The organism is Flavobacterium granuli (genome assembly GCF_031456055.1).
Lineage (GTDB): Bacteria > Bacteroidota > Bacteroidia > Flavobacteriales > Flavobacteriaceae > Flavobacterium > Flavobacterium granuli_A.
This window is the reverse complement of the sequence record NZ_JAVDTX010000007.1, coordinates 83,450-102,660: the sequence shown is the minus strand read 5'-3', so window position 1 is coordinate 102,660 and position 19,211 is coordinate 83,450. Positions and strand designations below refer to the sequence as shown.

The following is a 19,211-nucleotide window of genomic DNA, read 5'->3' as shown; positions in this document are numbered from 1 at the left end:
GGCGCTTGGCGAGGTTGGGGAATAAAGATGTGAGATCGGTTAAACACAAATTTTCCAAATACAAAACCATCTTTAAATTCAACCTAAAACCCCAATCTTGCCAAACGGCTATTGTGCGTTCGTACTATTTTAGGCATATTTTATAATTTAGTAAATTCTCTTTTCGCAATACATAAAGTCCTCATGGTTTAACTATAATTTTTCCAACTGTTTTGCCTGTTTCCATTTCAATATGGGCATCACCCATTTTATCAAGTGAAAAGCATTTTGAGATATGAGATTTAATAATACCCTTTTCTAAAAGTTCTGCAATTGCTTTCATGTCCTTACCATCTGATTTCACAAGAGAATAATGTACCGTTACATTTTTTTCCTTAGCTTTTTCCAATAAATCGTCACTAATCATTGGCAAAAGACTCAAAATTGTCCCACCGTTTTTAACAACTTTAAGCGATTGATACAAACTATCTTTTGCAAACGCATCAATTACATAATCTACCTCGCTCACAACATCTTGAAATTTTTGTTCGTCATACGCTACATGTTCATCAGCGCCTAACTCCAAGACAAAATATTTGTTTTTTGCAGAGGAAACACCAATTATATAAGCTCCAAAATATTTAGCTATTTGAACTGCATAATGCCCAACTCCTCCTGATGAAGCTTGTATCAAAACCCTATCTCCTCGTTTTATTTTTGCATAATGAACCAATAATTGCCAGGCAGTTAATGCAGATAATGTTGCACCACCAGCTTCCTCGTAGCTTATGTTTATCGGTTTATGGGCGATTTGATCTTCAGGTGCTACTACATATTCTGCATATCCTTTCCCGTGTCCTAAAAAATTAATCAATCCAAAAACAGCATCGCCCTTCTTAAATTTTGTAACTTTTGTGCCTATATCCATAATTATTCCAGAAATATCCCACCCTAATATTAAAGGCATATTGTCTTTGAGGTACTCAGCCATGGCTGAACCACTTCTTGTTCTTACATCCACCGGATTTATACTGATTGCTTTAACTTCAATTAATACCTCATTTTCCAAAACTTCTGGTAACGGTAATTCCGTCATTAATAGCTTGTCTATATCTCCAAATTCATTTATTATAATTGCCTTCATTTTTATTTATTAAGTTAGGTAATGAACTTTATTTACGGGGTATTGTAAGTATGACGCACAACGTCTTGGGACTACAGCGGGTTTGGGACTAAATTAAGCTTTTATCTTCGGATTTGCCAAATTTTCCAAATACAAAACCAACTTTCCATTAAGCCTATTGCCCAAATCCGTTGTAGTAGCTGTGGGCGGCGTTACTACTTTATTGACTTGTTTTTAATATCTCTTATTAGTTTATTATATGCGCCAATTATTAAACTTCTTGAAGGCTTAGAAAAATGAACATCAGAGTTATCTTTTGGTTTTCCTACAGAAGCTATTACTTTTTGAGTGTAAATAATTTGAGAATTTTTTAAATCGTAGATTTCGATTGTTACTTCATTACTGTTCATGCCTTCTCGGCTCATTCTATGTGGAGTCAAATCAATTGAACCAAAATCATTTCTTGTTTGGGTAGCTTTAATGTTTATGAAAAAGTCATAGTTAGTTCCTTTTTTAATGTCAGCAATGATTTGCTTACTTGGATTCAAAGGGATTTTTTTCTGTGTCAAAAGTAAACCAGAAACGTCGGTCACATAATTTAATCTTTCGCCGAGAAGACTCTTAAAGTCACGTATTGAAGTTTCTTTAAGATATTTTGTGCAATCTGCTGGCGCATCTATCTCATTAAGAAGCCATTTTCCATTGGTAAAATCGACACCTGTTGTTTGTCCAGGATTGTAGAAAACATAAGACGGTAAGTTGCAAGAACTAAGTATTATCATGCAAAAGACAAGAAATAGAATTTTCTTCATGAATCAATGTTTAACATTTGTTACGATAATAACACCCAAATCCGTTGTAGCACCTGTTAGGTGTAGTTTTTATTTCCGTCCTACATAAACTGAAATTGGGTAAGAAAAATGAATTTCATTTCCTATTAAATGCGATTCAACGCCTAAATTGTTTTCAGTTAAATCATTTTTAAAGATTTGTCTCAACTTTTCATCATCCCCTTCTTTTGGAAAAGATGCAGTAAGTTGTCTTTCAAGTTCCATTTCGACCTTGTAAGATGCTCTCTTTAAATTTGTCAATTCAAAAAGGGATAAAAGTTCTTCAAATTCTTCAAAAGTCAAAGCCTTTGTATGAGAATTGTCTCTTATAACTTCCATCTCATTAAACGCATTTACTTTTTCTTTTGATAAAACTACATCAGCAATCAAAATTCGTCCATTGGGCTTACAAACTCTATACATTTCAGATAGGACTTTTTTAGGGTCTAAAAAATGATGAAAGCTATACCTTGTAATTACTAATGAGAATGAATTTGAACTATATGGTAATTCTGTAACATTGCCTAAATCCCACTTAATATTTGTCAAACCTAAGTTTTTCTGTCTTTCTTGGGCTTGTTCCAGCATAACCTGTGTTATGTCTATTCCTGTTCCTTGGCTTGCCGTTTTTGCGAACTCACAAAGCACAAGTCCTGGCCCACAGGCAATATCTAAAACATTGTCTTCTGGCGTCAATTCAGCCATCTCTTTAAGTATTTCAATCGAATCTAAATGCCCTGATAGTTTTGTGAATGGAATGGCTTGTTTAGAAAATTGCTCCACAATCTTTGCGTTATGTTCTTCAGTATTCATCGTATTGATTTTAAGATTTCTGATTTTCAAAATTACACCTAACGTCTTGGTACTACAGCGGGTTTGCTACTAAATTAAGCCCATTATTCGGATTTGCCACCCGAGCGATAGCGAACAGGCGAAGCAAATCCAAATCATCCCAAATACAAAACCATTTTTCCATTAAGCCAATTGCCCAAATCCGTTGTAGTAGCTGTTGGCTGCTGCCGTTACCTAGTGCTCGGTCAATAGTGATTATATACTTTGTCCGAAAGTCAGTAGATTGTTATCCGGGTCAAGTAAGGAAAATTCCCTTTGTCCCCAAGCTTTTGTCTCTAATGCACCATTCGGGTGTATGCTTATTTTATTGTCCAACAATGATTGATATAAACTGTCAATGTTGTTGGTTCGGATGTAAACTCCTGAATAGTTTTCTTTCTGGCCAAGTTCTTTAAACTCAAAAAAGTGGATTTCTATGTTGTCTTTTTCAACCATCAAATAACCGTCATAGTCAGAACTTCCAACGTTCCGAAATCCTAACTTGTTTATATAGAAATCTTTTGTTGCGGTCTTGTTCCGCATTGGCATTTTTGGATTTACGTTTGTCAGCATATCTTTATTTTATTAAAAAATTTATTCCTCTGTCAAATTTTAATTGCAGTGAGGGCAGTTATCCAGTGTCTAATTGTTACTCTTGCAACGGTTGTATAGTCGCTTCACACGGTTGCTGCCAACGTTCTGGTACTACAGCGGGTTTGGCACTAAATTAAGCCCATTCTTCGGATCTGCCAAATCATCCCAAATACAAAACCAACTTTCCATTGAGCCAATTGCCCAAATCAGTTGTAGTAGCTGTTGGCAGTAGCCATTTTCATTCGCTTAAATGATTTTTTCTGTAATAAAAACAAATGCCTGTAATTGCAACTCCCATTATAAATATAAAAGCTAATAATCCAACATCTTCGACTTTTGATTCATATCCTTTATCAACGATAGCTTCCCATAAACCTGGTTTGCTTTTAAATCCAAATATCCATTGCCCAAAATTCCAAGCACTATGAAGTCCAAATGAAAGCGCAAGGCCTTTAGTTTTTAATGCCGACACGCCAAATAAAACTGCTCCGATTCCAGAACCTAATATTGCCATTTTCCATGTCATTCCACCAGCAACGTGTTCAAGAATGAAAATTATTGTTATTATTGTTAACGCTAAAAGAGAACCTATTGAAATATTCAGGCTTCTCAAAGGATAAGCGCGAAAAGCCAATTCTTCTCTGCAAGCAACAAGCAAATATAAAATGAACGGTAAGAGTATATCAATTAATGAAATTTGTGAGACAAATTTTAACTGAAAATGTCCAAATGCTATAACTATTAATGCTTGTGAGATAGCCATACAAAAACCAATTGCATAGCCACTTAAAAATCTAAAAATACTGTGTTTATCGGGAATGATTCCGATGTCATTTAGTTTCAATTTCTCCCATTTCACAAATAACAATATTAATATAAATGTTAGAACTGTTGCGGATAAAATAGATATATGATCCGAAATATTTGCTGAAATATTTTGAGTCATACTCGAGCATAATATTAAAATTACAGAACAACTCACGCAAAAAAGCAAAACTCGCCCAAAGGTATAATACCATTTTAAAGTTGTTTTTGAATTATGCTGTATAGTCATGCTATTTCGTTTAATATTCTTTCATAGAGCTCTCGAGAGCAGGTTACTGCCAACTTGTGTATATGTCTGACATAGTCAGACATATACACCCCAATCTGGGTAGCTTTGTCTGACAAACATAGCGTTTTATTTTTTAGAATATAGTGGCGTATATCACTTTCTGATCGTTTCACCCTTTCGCTCCAATCACCTGCAGCAAAAGTTGTTTTTCGGCTTCGAGCAATTTTATTTTTTCTTTCAAAGACTCAATTTCATTGGCAGCCGCTGCATCTATGGGAGCATCCGTCGTGTACGTTTTTGGTAACTGCACCGCTATGTCCATCAAAAAATTATGTTCTAAAACGGCTGAAATTTTTAGCAAAGTATCCACTTCTATCGTGTTTGACTTTCGGTGTTTCAATATAGCCTGATAATCAATGCCCGTTTTTCGTGCCAACGCACTTTTGTAAATGCGTTTTCGATTGTAGTAAGCTGAGAGTAACTCGCCAGTATGTATTACTAACATAATTTCTAAATTGTATAGTTTTTATAAAAGTAGGAATTTATTTCTTATAAAAAATGATTTGTCTTATAAAAAAATAGAATAAAGTAATGTAAACAGATAGAAGAACTATCTATCTGAATAGTTCTTCTATCTATTCAGATAGTTTAATTATCTAAATAGATAGTTCAATTGTCTATTCCAATAGTTTAATTATCTAAACAGATAGTTATACTATCTAATTGAATAGTTCTACTATCTAAACTGATCGTTCTATTATCTATTCAGATAGTTGAACTATCTAGAAGGATAACTCTATTGTCTGCAAGGATAACCGAATCGAATAGCACAAAAAAAACCAACAGCATACACTGTTGGTTTTAGAACTTAGAAATTACTCTTATTTACTATTCAAAATAGCATACCTAATTTATTGTACCATTCTTATGGAGTTTCCTTAAGCGTAGCGCCTCCTCCTGCTTTCTCAAACCTGACTTTTAGTTTGTCATAACTAGCCTGAGCGCCGGCAACACCACCATCGGCAGCCGATTTGTATTGTTCGTAGGCTTTTCGGGCATTAGTCAGTGCCTCCCTGCCCGCAATACGCTGAGCATCCTTAAGCCTGAGTACGATGTTTTGATACAGCGCAATCAACTCTTCGGACTGGTCGTAAAAAGTGACATCGGTAGCCAGATTAGCAATGCTGAACCAGGCAGGCATGATAGCTGCTCCGTTCGAATTGAGCTCGTTCAGCGTGCCATCCACAAAAATTTTGTTGTCCACATTAATGTCACCTCCACTGGCACGCTCTTCTTCGGTCAGGGTAGCTCCTGCCGGAATTTTGGCAATTGTTGCGTTGGCATTGCTCTTCATAAGGGTCATGTCGGCCACAGGATAAGTTACATTCAATCGGTTTGGATTCAAATTGCTCATTTTATACTTTTTTTGGTTAATATTTCCAAATGTAAGAAAAAGCAGATTCAAACAATCACTATTTTATAGGATTTTTTTTATTATACTATAAAAGTAATCCGTATTAAATAGTAATTGGGAAAGTGCCAAATTTATTTTTATACACAAATAACATTTAGAATACATTAGAATAACATAGCGGTCATACTTTCGTAAAAACTAAAAATGAAAAGAAAAAGGAAGATTCCATTAGTAGTAATAAGTGATGTACACTTAGGAACTTACGGTTGTCACGCCAAAGAATTACTGCAATATTTAAAATCAATAAACCCACAAACATTAGTCCTTAATGGTGATATCATCGATATGTGGAGTTTTACTAAAAGCTACTTCCCTGCTGCACACATGAATGTTCTGAGACAGATTATAAAAATGTCCAATCTTGGAACTCGCGTCATTTACATTACCGGAAATCACGATGAAGCGTTACGCAAATATTCCGATTTTATTTTAGGCAATTTTGAATTGGTTGACAAACTAACATTGGATTTGGATGGCAAAAAAGCGTGGATTTTCCATGGCGACGTCTTCGATTCTTCCACTCAGGGTTATGCCAAAATACTTGCTAAACTAGGCGGAAAAGGATACGATTTATTGATTCTTATCAACAGTTTAATCAATTGGTTTTTGACCATTTTGGGTAAAGAAAAAAGAAGCTACTCCAAAATGATCAAAGACAGCGTCAAAAAAGCGGTTTCCTTTATATCCAATTTTGAAACTACCGCTGCCGATGTTGCTATCCAAAAAAAATGTTCTTATGTAGTTTGCGGACACATTCATAAACCGCAGATAAAGGAAGTAAAAAATGAACACGGAAAAGTATTGTACCTCAACAGTGGAGATTGGATTGAAAATCTAACTGCATTAGAATACAAAAAGCAAAAATGGAGCCTTTACCAATATAAACCGGAGCATTATAAAGATTCTGACATCAATGAGGAAAAAGTGGTCAACGACATTGTCAACAAAATTCTTTCTTAAAAATATACAGCAATGAAAATATTTTATGCCATACAGGCAACAGGTAACGGTCATATCAGCAGAGCGGTGCAATTGTATCCTTATCTGCAAAAATTTGGTGAGGTTGATTTTTTCTTAAGTGGTAACAATGCCAGTCTGGATATCAATTTGCCTATAAAATTTAAAAGTGATGGCTGTAGTTTGCATTACAGTAAATGTGGCGGTTTGAATTATTGGGATATTGCCAAAAACATTAAACCGAGAAAAATCTATAAAGACGCTGATGCTTTGCCCTTGAAAAATTATGATGTAGTCATCAATGATTTTGATTCGATTACTTCCCTAGCCTGCAAATTACAAAAGGTTCATTCAATACAATTTGGACATCAAGCCAGTTTTATATCCCCCAAAACTCCCAGACCGGAAAAGAAAAGTGTCATGGGTGAAATGATTCTAAAACATTATGCGCCTTCTCCAAAAAACATTGGATTGCATTTTGACAAATACGATGATTTTATTCATCCTCCCATCATCAAAGATGAAATCGTATATGCAGAACCTAAAAATGCAGGACACATCACTGTTTATTTACCTTCATTTCAAAAAGATTGTTTGGAGAAAGCATTCAACAAACTTCCTAATTTAAAATTTCATTGGTTTTTGAATGACATAAAAACCAAACACACAGTTAAGAACGTTACCTATTTCCCAGTCAATAGAGAATACTTCAACAAAAGCCTCATTAACTGCGAAGGAATTATCACTGGAGGAGGATTTGAAACTCCCGCAGAGGCTTTATATCTTGGCAAAAAGATACTCTCAATTCCTATTCGTAAACATTATGAACAAGAATGCAATGCAGCTGCTCTCAAGAAATTGGGCGTTCCTGTACTGTATGATGTTAGTGATGATTTTGATTTAATAATCGAAAACTGGCTTGATTCCCCCATAAAATATCCAATTATGAAAGCCAATAATATCGATGAAACCTTGCAGCTTTTATTTGATACATATTATGATTGATTGGCATTGTATAAAAAAATAAAACCCCGTTTCGTTTAATAACGAGACGGGGTTTAATATTCAATAACGGTATGTTTTAAGGTTGTGCTTCCTTCACAATTGTCATTTCATCAATAATGTTTTGCGCTCCAGCATATTTGTCAATAACCCAAAGTACGAAACGAATATCAAGATTGATGGTACGTTGCAGTTTTTTGTCAAAAATAACATCACCTGCCATAGCTTCGATATTTCCATCAAAAGCAACACCTATTAATTCACCTTTTCCATTTAATACAGGAGAACCTGAGTTTCCACCAGTAATATCATTATCAGTTAAGAAATTCACAGGCATATATCCAGCTTTGTCAGCATATTGACCAAAATCTTTTGCTTTGTTTAATTCCAACAAACGAGCTGGCAAATCAAATTCTGCATCTCCTGCTTTATACTTATTAACCATTCCGGTCATTGTTGTATAATTGTTTATTTTGGCGTCATTGCGTTTGTCTGCAGGTAAGGCACGAACTTTACCATATGTTAAACGCAAAGTAGAATTGGCATCTGGATACTGAATCGTATTCAATTTTGACTCTCTTAAACCTTCAACTAATTTGCGGTAAGCAATAGCAAAATCATCATCTGCTTTTGATTGCTCATCAGATTTGGCTCTAACTTTTGTTACCAAATCATTTGAAATAACATACAAAGGATCTGTAGCAATTAATTCAGCTTTTGGATTTTTCATAAAAGCCTCAACCGATTCTTTACTGGCAAAAATACTTCCAGTAATTGCTTTATCCACATCAGCAGCAAAATTACCTTTATTGGTTTCTTTCATTTTAGCCACAACTGGAGCCAAACCATATTCTGATGCTTTAGCAGCGTACAAATTAAGCTGAGCAGTCAAAACTTCTTTTTCCAAAGGAGCATAAAACTCACCATAATAGTTATCAATTAATCCAGTTATCTTAGGTAGCATTTCGGCTCTTTTAGCGTCATTTTCTTTGTAATAAGCAATCAATGCATTCCCCAATATAGACGGAGCAATACCATAAGAAGCTGTTCTCACCAACTGTGTAAGGTAATTATCGTGACGTGATTTCAAATTTGTTTTTGCGTAATAATCGTTTATTGTAGCAATAACATTTCCGTATTTTTCTTTGTTCTCAGGTTTATTCGCCCAAGCATTGAATTTAGCTTCTTCATTTGATTTTGTAGCAGCAGTTTTTGCTTTAGTCAATGCATCAATCATCCCTTGACGGTTTTTCCAATAATTGGCAGTCGAAGCATATTTAGAAGCATATTTCAAGTTTACGCTTTCATCTTTACTCATGAACTTTTTCATGTTGTCCATTCCAGTTTTTGCTCCTTCAACCCATGCAGGATAAGCATAACTAACATTTTGTGCTATTCCTCCAGCTGGCATCCAACGGTTTGTTCTTCCTGGATATCCTAAAATCATCGCAAAATCATTTTCTTTTGCTCCAGTAATATTTATTGGCAAATGGTGTTTCGGTTGCAAAGGAACATTCTCTTTAGAATATTCTGCAGGGTTTCCGTCTTTATCTGCATAAACTCTAAACATAGAGAAATCTGCAGTATGGCGAGGCCATTCCCAGTTATCGGTATCTCCACCAAATTTTCCAAGACTTTCTGTAGGTGTTCCTACTAAACGAACGTCTTTATAATCTTGGTATACAAAATAATAGTATTCATTTCCTTGAAAGAAAGGACGAACAGATACAGTGTATTTTCCACCTTCATTGTTTTCTTTTTCGATCAAAGCTATTTCTTGCTGAATCACTTTATTGCGTTCAGTCTCGGTCATTTTATCATTTACTTTTGATAAAATTCTTTTGGAAACGTCGTCCATACGAACGAAGAAACGAACATACAATGATTTTGGTTTTAATTCTTCGCTTTTGTTTTTAGCCCAAAATCCGTTTTTTAAATAATTTTGTTCTTCTGTAGAAAGTTCTGCAATGGCATTGTAACCACAGTGGTGATTGGTTAACACCAAACCTTCTTTTGAAACGATTTCGGCAGTACAACCTCCATTGAATTGAACTACAGCATCCTTCAAACTATGATGATTGATGCTATAAATTTCTTCGGTTGTCAATTGCAAGCCCATTTTTTCCATATCTCTATGGTTCAGTCTTTCGATAAACATCAGAAACCACATTCCTTCATCTGCTCTAACAGGAAAAGCCATTAGGCACATCGTCAGGAATAAAATAATTTTTTTCATAAACAGTTTTTTTAAGTTTTAAATATGAGCTTACTTTACTTATTAGTTTTTGCTAATTTAAGTTTTGCAACTTCATATTTGAATAATTTTTAAGTGCTGCGAATATAAATCATTTTCGCAACTCAAAACTAATTGTTCTTTTAAAATCAAAAGCAAATCATTGATTATTAACTTAATTTTAGGAATTGTGCAATTAAAATAAAAAAAGGTGCTCTATTGCTAGAACACCTTTTTAATATAAAATACTGACTTTTAGTCATTCAACATTTTCCATAATTTATCTTTCAATTCAGTCAAACCTTGTTGAGCAACTGATGAGATAAACATATAAGGGATATCTTTGAAAGCAACATCAAGTTCTGTTTTCAATTCGGCTTTCAGTTCATCATCCAGCATATCGCATTTTGAAATCACCAACAAACGCTCTTTGTCCAGCATTTCTGGATTGTATTTGGTCAATTCATTCACCAAAATATCGTATTCTGCTTTAATATCTGGCGTATCAACCGGAACTAAAAACAATAAGGTTGAATTACGCTCAATATGACGCAAGAAATAGTGACCTAATCCTTTTCCTTCGGCAGCACCTTCAATAATTCCAGGAATATCGGCAATTACAAAAGATTGAAAATCTCTGTAAGCCACAATTCCAAGATTTGGTTTTAAAGTTGTAAAAGGATAATCGGCAATTTTTGGTTTTGCAGAAGTCAATACAGATAACAATGTTGATTTTCCAGCATTAGGGAAACCTACCAAACCTACATCCGCCAATACTTTAAGTTCCAAAATCACATCCATTTCCACACCTGGCAAACCTGGTTGAGAATATCTAGGCGTTTGATTGGTTGAGCTTCTAAAGTGCCAGTTTCCTAATCCTCCTTTACCTCCGCGAGAAAGAATTTGTTTCTCTCCGTCTTCGGTAATTTCAAAAAGGGTTTCACCTGTTTCTTTATCTTTCACAACTGTCCCCAACGGAACTTCGATGTATTTATCATCTCCATCGGCACCAGTGCTACGATCTCCTCCTCCATCTCCACCGTGTCCTGCTTTGATGTGACGTGCAAACTTCAAGTGAAACAAAGTCCAAAGTCCTTTGTTCCCCACTAAATATACGTGTCCACCACGTCCACCATCACCACCGTCTGGCCCACCTTTTTCAATAAATTTTTCTCTATGCAAATGCGTAGATCCTTTCCCTCCTTTTCCTGAAGAAACATAAATTTTTACGTAATCTACAAAATTCCCTTCTGTCATATTTTCTTGTTTAAAGTTTAATCGTTTAGCCGTTTAATCGTTTAGTTGATTCACTAAACTCATAAACTTTCTAAACTTCTAAACCATTTTTTTTAAACCTTTAAGGCTTTAACCATTACTTTATCAATCTTCACGCCATCCATATCGATGACCTCTAACTCAAATTTTTGCCAAATCAACTTTTCTCCTTCTTTTGGGATACGAGATAATTCGGTCATTATTAATCCACTTACCGTGGTCACTTCATAATCATTTATCAAATCATCCAACTCGAAATATGTAAGGAAATCGTGTAGCGAATAATGTCCGTCTACCATCCAAGTTCCATCTTCTCTTTCGATTAACTGGAAATCGTCTTTATAAAAATCGGAGGCATTGCCAACCAATGCTTCAAGAATATCATTCAAAGTAATTACCCCTTGAAAAACTCCATATTCATCTGATACCAATGCATAATGAATTCCTGTTTCCTTAAACTGCTCCAATGCTTTGTATGCTGTGGTTTGCTCCATCATAAAAGGAGCTTCGGTCATAATTTCGGCTAAATTGAAACTATCCTTTTCAAAATGGGCGAAGATATTTTTCAAATTTACAACTCCAACGATATCATCATGATTTTCACCATAAACAGGATAAATGGAATGTAATTCTTTTAGCATAAATTCCTTTACCTGGTTTTTATCAGCATGTAAAGGCAAGAGCATAACCGATTTTCTGTGCGTCATCAACGAATTGATTTTTCTATCTCCAATATGAAAAACACGTTCTACAATATCTTGTTCTATTTCCTGAACTTCCCCCCCTTCGGTTCCTTCTTTGATGATGGCTTTTATCTCTTCTTCGGTAACTTTTCCGTCAGCCGTAGGCTTTATTCTCAGTACATCCAATAAAAATTCGGTTGAAGTGGTTAGCAACCATATAAAAGGAGCGGTAATTATCGAAATGATTTTCATGGGCAAGGCCACTGCCTTTGCAATTCCTTCGGGATGGTTTAACCCAATACGCTTAGGTAATAATTCTCCCAATACCAAAGAAAAAAACGTCAATACTACTACAACAATTCCAACCGCGATGGAATGTGCGAAAGGAATCAATGAATGAAATCCTTTTACAAATAACTCCACGTCGGCAGTGATTTTATCCCCACTATAAATACCTGTAAGTATTCCAATTAGTGTTATTCCTATTTGTACGGTTGATAAAAACTTATTTGGGGAATTGGCTAAATCCAAAGCGATTTGGGCACTTTTGTTTCCCTTTTTTGCTGCGGTTTCCAATCTGTTTTTTCTGGCCGAAATCAATGCAATTTCAGACATAGAGAAAACCCCATTTAAGAGTATTAGAAAAAATATTATTACTATTTCCAATGTTTAGATAATTCGTTTATACTTTTGATTCTTAGAATCTTGTTGTTATGAAATCGTATTTTACTAGCCCAGATGGAAGTGAAAAGCCCACAGTCCCATTGTTTAATTTTTATGAGTGACTCAAAAGCGACTAAAAGAAGCTTATGAGGCGCTTTAGAAAAATAAACAACGGGACGCGGACTTGTAACGTACAGCTGGAAATTGCTCTTACAAATTATCGATAACCGCTGTCAATCTTTCTGTAATTTCTTGAATAGAACCTATTCCATTTACAGCGTAAAATTTATTTTGGTCTTTATAATACCCCATTAACGGAGCCGTTTTTTCGTTGTATTCTTGGTAACGATTTCTGATTTTGTCCTCGTCCTGATCGTCAACTCTTCCACTGGTTTTTCCTCTTTCTAATAATCTAGCCACTAGAATATTGTCATCAGCTTCAAGTGCAATCGTTGCAGCTACAGATGAACCAATTGTTGGCAAAAAAGCGTCTAATGCTTCGGCTTGAGAAATTGTTCTTGGATATCCGTCGAATAAAATTCCGTTGGTATCTGGGTGTTTGTTTACCTCATCAATTAGCATTTTGGTAGTCAACTCGTCCGGAACTAAATCCCCAGCATCCATATACACTCTTGCTTCTTTACCTAATGGAGTGTCGTTTTTCAAATTGTAACGAAAAACATCTCCAGTTGAAATGTGTGTTAAATTGTATTTTTCTTTTAAAAATTCAGCCTGAGTTCCTTTTCCTGCTCCTGGCTTTCCAAATAAAACTATATTGATCATTCTTTTTTTATATATGATTTTTACTCTTTTTATTCCTTTAATTGATATACTTCAGGCAAATTCCTTCCTAAACCATCGTAATCTAAACCAAAACCAACGATGAATTTGTTAGGAATACGAATTCCTACATAGTCAATTTTTAAGTCTTTTTTGAAAGCATCCGGTTTGAAAAACAATGTTGCCACCTTAAAATGTTTAACATTTTGTTCTTTGAATAATCTTTTCAATTCCTCCAAAGTGTTTCCGGTATCGATAATATCTTCTAGAATAACTACTGTACGCCCAGTCAAATCTTGGTTTATGCCAATTAATTGTTTAACGGATTCAGTAGAGGAAGTTCCTTCATAAGAAGCCATTTTGATAAATGAGACTTCACATGGTTTCTTATATAATTTTAAAAAATCAGAAACTACCATAAAAGAACCATTCAACACTCCAATAAAAATTGGTGTTTCATCAAAAAAATCATCTTCTATTTGCGCTACCATTTTTTCAATAGCAAAGTTTATCTCTTCGGCAGAAATAAACGGAACAAATTGTTTATCGTGTAGTTGTATCACAGTTTTATATTTTAAAATATTTTGGCAAAGATACAGAATTACAACCAACTTGTTAGTATCAAAAACAGAGTTAGGTCATACTTTTGGTAATGTTAAATATCCCTTAATATTTACAGTTCTTTGCAACTAAATATTTTTTTAATATGTAAATTGTTGTTTTACAACTTTCTAACGTTTTGTCGCCATAAAAACAGTCACATAACTATTTCCCCTATTGTTTTTAATCTTAGTAACATCCTGCACTGGGGAAGTAAAGAAAGAACAAAAAGAAGCTTTAGCAATACAAGACGACAACGACGTAAAACATCCGTTGGCATTATTACATTGCCTCCACCAATGTCACCGAATCTAAAACAAATAGCAGTAGTGTTATGAATGACGGATCACTTTTTGTAAATGACGATAGCGGAAATATGATTTGGAAAGTTACTGCCAATAAATAACAAAACATTTCTATGACCAGAGAAAAACATTACTTTCTTTTATTCATATTGATTAATTGTCATACCATTTTTGCACAAGAACAGAAAGGCAAAATTATTGATTCTCTAAAAACCACAACACTTCAGGAAATAATTATCAGTCCGCTTCACATTAACAACAGTTTATTAAACACGCCAGCGTCTATTGGCGTTTTATCAAAAAAAGAGTTGGAACAAAACAACTTAACGGATATAAGCACGGTAATTAATACTATCCCTGGGGTTTTTATGCAGTCTTCGAATTTTACAACAACCCGTATTACTATTCGTGGGATCGGCGCCAGAACAACTTATGGCACCAATAAAATCAGAGCTTTTTACGGCAGTATTCCACTAACTTCTGGAAACAGTGAAACTATAATTGATGATATTGACATAGAAAATATTGGTCAGATTGAAATCATTAAAGGTCCGCTTTCCAGCGTTTATGGAGCAGGTTTAGGTGGTGCAATTTTAATAGAACCATTACTTTTAAAAAATAAAGGGCAAACTGCAAGTTTAACTACCGTGCATGGATCTTTTGGATTGATGAAAAACAGTGTCAATTATAATTTGAGCAAAGAAAAAGCAAGTATTAATATTAACTACCACAAACTAAAAACAGACGGATGGCGAGAAAATAGCTCTTACAACAGAGAAGGAATTACCATTGCCGGAGAACTATTAAAAAAACAAAACAGCAAGCTAACTTACTTTTCAAATTATACTTATTTGAAAGCGTATATTCCGAGTTCTATCAATAAGGAAACATATGATAATAATCCACAATATGGTGCACCTACCTGGGTTGCTTCAAAAGGATATAAAGAATATAAATCAACGATGGGCGGATTGGCCTATGACTTTAAAATCAATAAAAATTTAGGTAATTCTACTTCCGTTTTTATCAATTACAAAGATAATAATGAACCAAGACCTTTTGATATTTTGCGTCAATATACTTTCGCTACCGGAGGGAGGACACAATTTTATGGGAATTTTAAAATCAAGAAAACTGTGACCCAATTCATAGCAGGAATTGAATATTTTACTGACGATTATACTGGAAATACTTTTGAAAATTTATACCAACAAAATAATGGTTTAGGTAGTTTAGCAGGAAATCAACTTTCTGAAACTGGTCAGAAAAGGCGTTTTTACAATATATTTTCACAATTCAGAACATTGGTTTCAAAACAAATTGAGTTTCAGGGAGGTCTAAATTATAATAAAACACGATTTGAATTAACCGATTACATTTTAAATTCAACTCAAAAATACAGTTATGATGATATTTTTTCGCCACAGCTGTCCATTTTATTTAGACCACATGAACATCGGAGTCTTTATTTTTCTGTAAGCCGAGGATTTTCATTGCCAAGTACAGAAGAAACCCTTACGAGCAATGGCCTTATAAATGCCGACATAAAACCGGAGACCGGATATAATTTTGAAGTAGGAGGAAAATTTTATTTTTTAAACAAAAATCTATACGCCGAATTTGCCGCTTATAGAATGGAAATAAAAAACTTATTGGTTGCCAAAAGGGTTGATGATGATCAATATGTGGGCGTAAATGCAGGTGAAACATTCCATCAGGGCATTGAAATGGCTATAAAAGACACATGGCAAATCAATTCTATTTTTTCAATAAACGCTTATATTTCAATCTCAATAGGCAAATACGAGTTTAAGAAATTTGTCGACAGTGGCAATGATTTTTCAGGTAATAAATTAACCGGCGTGCCTGCCACTAAAGCCAATGCGGGAGTCACTCTATCTACGCGCTTGGGACTTTATATTTCCTCCGATTTTCAATTTGTAGATGCGATACCTTTGAATGACGCTAATTCGGTCTATTCCGATTCTTATAAAATTATAAATTTAAAAACTGGCTACACCTTTGAGATACTGCCTAATTTAAACACCCAACTTTCTGCTGGAATAAACAATGTAGCCAATGAAAAATATGCTTCGCTAATTTTACCCAATGCAACCGCATCTGGAAGATATTATTACCCTGGACTTCCTATAAATTATTACGGAACAATTTCATTTAATTACTTCTTTTAGTTTTTTTATAAAATAAAAACTACTTAGCAAATCGTAATTTTTAATTGATATTTTTGCAGTTGATTTGTACTTTTAAATCCCAAACAAAAAGATGATTTCTGAATTCCAAAAAAATCTAAATAACGTAACCGGATATCGAGCCAGCAGACAAAAATATGCCGATGAAGTTCTCGATAATAGAGAACTTTTTCCTGAGTTAATCCAGTTGTGTTTTCATACTGCAAATAAAAATTCGTCTAAAGCTTTTTGGATTCTGGAATTTGTGTGTTACCAAAAATTGGAATGGATAAAAGAACATCTGGATTTTTTTTGTTCCCAAATAAAAAGCTTGAAAGACGAAAGTGCCATACGACCAGCAGCTAAGATTTGCCAACTTTTGATTCTTTCACATTCTAAGCAAAAAAAAATTCAGCTTTCTGAAAAAAATTTGGAGGAAATAACAGAAAACAGTTTTGATTGGCTGATTGGTGATACCAAAGTAGCTACCAAAGCGTATTCAATACGTACTTTGTATCTTTTGGGACAACATTATGATTGGATTCATCCCGAATTAAAAACGATAATCACTAAAGATTTTCCAAATCATAGTGCGGCTTATAAGGCTGTCGCCAAAGAAGTTTTGAAGAAAATAAAATAGCATTTTCCTATTCGATTAGGAAAAAGTATCTTTGCACACTTAAGGCAATATGCCAAACAGACAAAGTAAATACCAATCACAATGAACTATTTTTCATCCGATTTCAAATTAGGCATACTCGGTGGCGGACAATTAGGCAAAATGCTATTGTTTGACACCCGAAAATTTGACATTCAAACGTATGTACTCGATCCAAGTAACGAAGCGCCATGCAAAATTGCTTGTAATCATTTTTTTCAAGGTGACTTGATGGATTTTGAAACGGTTTACAATTTTGGAAAACAAGTTGATGTTTTGACTTTTGAAATTGAATTGGTAAATCTAGAAGCTTTGGAAAAATTGGAAAACGAAGGTATAAAAGTATATCCTTCGCCAAAAACACTGAAACTAATACAAAACAAGGGAATTCAGAAAGCCTTTTATATTGAAAATAATATTCCAACAGCTCCTTTTAAACGTTATGCAACTTTAAAAGATTTAGTGGTTGATTTAGTAGATTCTAATATTCAGCTTCCTTTTGTTTGGAAATGTACCGAATTTGGATACGACGGAAACGGTGTAAAAGTCATTAGACAAACTTCTGATTTAGAAAATTTACCGAATGTAGAATGTATTGCAGAAACAATGGTTCCTTTCAAAAATGAATTGGCCGTAATTGTTTGTCGCAATCCGAAGGGAGAAATAAAAACGTACCCGGTAGTTGAAATGGAATTTCATCCTGAAGCCAACCAAGTGGAATATGTAATTTGCCCTGCCCGTATTGACGAAAAAGTAGCCGAAAAAGCAAGAGCAATTGCCTTGAATGTTTCTAAGCAATTCAATCACGTAGGTCTTTTGGCAGTTGAAATGTTCCAAACCGAAGACGATGAAATCTTGGTAAACGAAGTGGCACCTCGCCCACACAATTCTGGTCATTATTCAATTGAAGCCAGTTATACTTCACAATTTGAGAACCATTTACGAGCGATTCTTGATTTGCCGTTAGGAAATACCGAAAGTAAAGTGGCTGGAATTATGGTTAATCTTTCTGGAGCAGAAGGTTTCTCTGGAGATGTCATTTACGAAAATATAGAAAAAATATTAGGTTGGAATGGTGTTACACCACATATTTACGGCAAGAAACAAACACGTCCTTTTAGAAAAATGGGACACGTAACAATTGTCAATGAAGACATAAACGAAGCAAGAAGAATTGCCGAGGATGTGAAAAACACGATTAAAGTAATCAGTGATAAATTGAATAATTAAAAAATTTAAAGATTGAAAAATTTAAAGATTGGGATGTCCTAATTTTTAAATATTTCAATCATTTCATCTTTAAATAAAAAAATAAATGAGCAAAGTAGCCATAATCATGGGAAGCATTTCGGATATGCCGGTAATGCAAGATGCCATAGACATTTTAAAAGGATTTGATATAGCTGTAGAAGTCGACATCGTATCGGCGCACAGAACCCCTGAAAAATTATTTGATTTTAGTAAAAATGCCCATACCCGTGGTATTTCGGTAATTATTGCTGGAGCGGGTGGTGCAGCTCATTTGCCTGGAATGGTGGCTTCAATGTCTCCTTTACCAGTTATTGGAGTTCCTGTAAAATCAAGTAATTCTATTGATGGTTGGGACAGTGTTTTATCCATTTTACAAATGCCTGGCGGTGTTCCTGTTGCCACTGTTGCTTTAAATGGAGCAAAAAATGCTGGAATTCTTGCTGCACAAATCATAGGAAGCTCTGATAAAAATGTTTTAGACAAAATCATCACCTATAAAGAAGGACTAAAAGAAGCCGTATATAAGTCTTCTGAAAACTTGTATAAATAAAAAAAAGCTCCTAAAAAAGGAGCTTTTTTGATATTGTAAAATCTAAAAACTTGGGGGAGAAATTTAGTTTTATCAATAATGTGTGGTATTTAGTAATATAAATTTCTTTGTGATTTGGGGACAAAAAGAGTTTATAATTTCGACTGAATTAATTTATTTGCTAATTAATTTCTCGACAAA

General features: G+C 34.4%; 18 protein-coding genes. 6 read left to right on the top strand and 12 right to left on the bottom strand.

Translation table 11 applies throughout. The features are described 5' to 3' along the window. Positions 1–181: 181 nt before the first annotated feature. The 7 genes from J2W95_RS14945 to J2W95_RS14915 all read right to left on the bottom strand — a co-directional run bounded on the left by J2W95_RS14945 (position 182) and on the right by J2W95_RS14915 (position 5,825). On the bottom strand, positions 182–1,123 hold the full coding sequence (locus J2W95_RS14945) for an NADP-dependent oxidoreductase (protein ID WP_310008442.1): 942 nt from the start codon (positions 1,121–1,123) through the stop codon (positions 182–184). 194 nt (positions 1,124–1,317) lie between these two features. After that, a complete protein-coding gene (locus tag J2W95_RS14940) occupies positions 1,318–1,914 on the bottom strand; it encodes a hypothetical protein (RefSeq protein WP_310008440.1) in 597 nt (198 codons plus the stop codon). A 69-nt stretch (positions 1,915–1,983) separates the two neighbouring features. Then, positions 1,984–2,745, bottom strand: a complete 762-nt coding sequence (locus J2W95_RS14935) for a class I SAM-dependent methyltransferase (protein ID WP_310008438.1) — start codon at positions 2,743–2,745, stop codon at positions 1,984–1,986. 234 nt (positions 2,746–2,979) lie between these two features. Then, positions 2,980–3,336: a bleomycin resistance protein gene (locus J2W95_RS14930; protein ID WP_310008436.1), complete on the bottom strand. Its 357-nt coding sequence runs from the start codon at positions 3,334–3,336 to the stop codon at positions 2,980–2,982. Between the two features lie 259 nt (positions 3,337–3,595). Beyond that, positions 3,596–4,303 carry a CPBP family intramembrane glutamic endopeptidase gene (locus tag J2W95_RS14925; RefSeq protein WP_310008434.1) on the bottom strand — a complete coding sequence of 236 codons (708 nt, stop codon included), beginning with the start codon at positions 4,301–4,303 and terminating at the stop codon, positions 3,596–3,598. A 277-nt stretch (positions 4,304–4,580) separates the two neighbouring features. After that, positions 4,581–4,916 (bottom strand): helix-turn-helix domain-containing protein, encoded by a 336-nt coding sequence (locus tag J2W95_RS14920; protein WP_310008432.1) that lies wholly within the window; start codon positions 4,914–4,916, stop codon positions 4,581–4,583. Between the two features lie 420 nt (positions 4,917–5,336). After that, entirely contained in the window at positions 5,337–5,825 is a 489-nt protein-coding gene (locus tag J2W95_RS14915) for a hypothetical protein (protein WP_310008430.1), read from the bottom strand. A gap of 204 nt (positions 5,826–6,029) precedes the next feature. Between J2W95_RS14915 and J2W95_RS14910 the strand changes: the two genes are divergently transcribed. Together J2W95_RS14910 and J2W95_RS14905 are read left to right on the top strand one after the other, a co-directional pair. Next, positions 6,030–6,845 (top strand): UDP-2,3-diacylglucosamine diphosphatase, encoded by an 816-nt coding sequence (locus tag J2W95_RS14910; protein ID WP_310008428.1) that lies wholly within the window; start codon positions 6,030–6,032, stop codon positions 6,843–6,845. A 12-nt stretch (positions 6,846–6,857) separates the two neighbouring features. Then, positions 6,858–7,847 (top strand): glycosyltransferase family protein, encoded by a 990-nt coding sequence (locus J2W95_RS14905; RefSeq protein WP_310008426.1) that lies wholly within the window; start codon positions 6,858–6,860, stop codon positions 7,845–7,847. A gap of 76 nt (positions 7,848–7,923) precedes the next feature. Here the strand turns inward: J2W95_RS14905 and J2W95_RS14900 are convergent, their stop codons facing one another. From J2W95_RS14900 to hpt, 5 genes are all read right to left on the bottom strand, one after another. Then, a complete protein-coding gene (locus J2W95_RS14900) occupies positions 7,924–10,080 on the bottom strand; it encodes a S46 family peptidase (protein WP_310008424.1) in 2,157 nt (718 codons plus the stop codon). Positions 10,081–10,332: 252 nt separating this feature from the next. Continuing rightward, positions 10,333–11,334, bottom strand: coding sequence for a GTPase ObgE (obgE, locus tag J2W95_RS14895; RefSeq protein WP_310008422.1), 1,002 nt, complete (start codon positions 11,332–11,334; stop codon positions 10,333–10,335). A gap of 92 nt (positions 11,335–11,426) precedes the next feature. After that, entirely contained in the window at positions 11,427–12,701 is a 1,275-nt protein-coding gene (locus tag J2W95_RS14890) for a hemolysin family protein (RefSeq protein ID WP_310008420.1), read from the bottom strand. 207 nt (positions 12,702–12,908) lie between these two features. Further along, on the bottom strand, positions 12,909–13,481 hold the full coding sequence (locus tag J2W95_RS14885) for an adenylate kinase (RefSeq protein ID WP_310008418.1): 573 nt from the start codon (positions 13,479–13,481) through the stop codon (positions 12,909–12,911). A 29-nt stretch (positions 13,482–13,510) separates the two neighbouring features. Next, a complete protein-coding gene (gene hpt / locus J2W95_RS14880) occupies positions 13,511–14,041 on the bottom strand; it encodes a hypoxanthine phosphoribosyltransferase (RefSeq protein ID WP_310008416.1) in 531 nt (176 codons plus the stop codon). A gap of 455 nt (positions 14,042–14,496) precedes the next feature. Between hpt and J2W95_RS14875 the strand changes: the two genes are divergently transcribed. The 4 genes from J2W95_RS14875 (at position 14,497) to purE (ending at position 19,031) form a co-directional block, all read left to right on the top strand. Beyond that, complete coding sequence (locus J2W95_RS14875) at positions 14,497–16,575, top strand: TonB-dependent receptor (RefSeq protein WP_310008414.1); 2,079 nt, start codon at positions 14,497–14,499, stop codon at positions 16,573–16,575. A gap of 91 nt (positions 16,576–16,666) precedes the next feature. Further along, positions 16,667–17,212 (top strand): hypothetical protein, encoded by a 546-nt coding sequence (locus J2W95_RS14870; RefSeq protein ID WP_310008412.1) that lies wholly within the window; start codon positions 16,667–16,669, stop codon positions 17,210–17,212. Between the two features lie 81 nt (positions 17,213–17,293). Continuing rightward, entirely contained in the window at positions 17,294–18,460 is a 1,167-nt protein-coding gene (locus J2W95_RS14865) for a 5-(carboxyamino)imidazole ribonucleotide synthase (protein ID WP_310008410.1), read from the top strand. An 85-nt stretch (positions 18,461–18,545) separates the two neighbouring features. Further along, complete coding sequence (gene purE, locus J2W95_RS14860; RefSeq protein ID WP_310008409.1) at positions 18,546–19,031, top strand: 5-(carboxyamino)imidazole ribonucleotide mutase; 486 nt, start codon at positions 18,546–18,548, stop codon at positions 19,029–19,031. Positions 19,032–19,211: the final 180 nt, after the last annotated feature.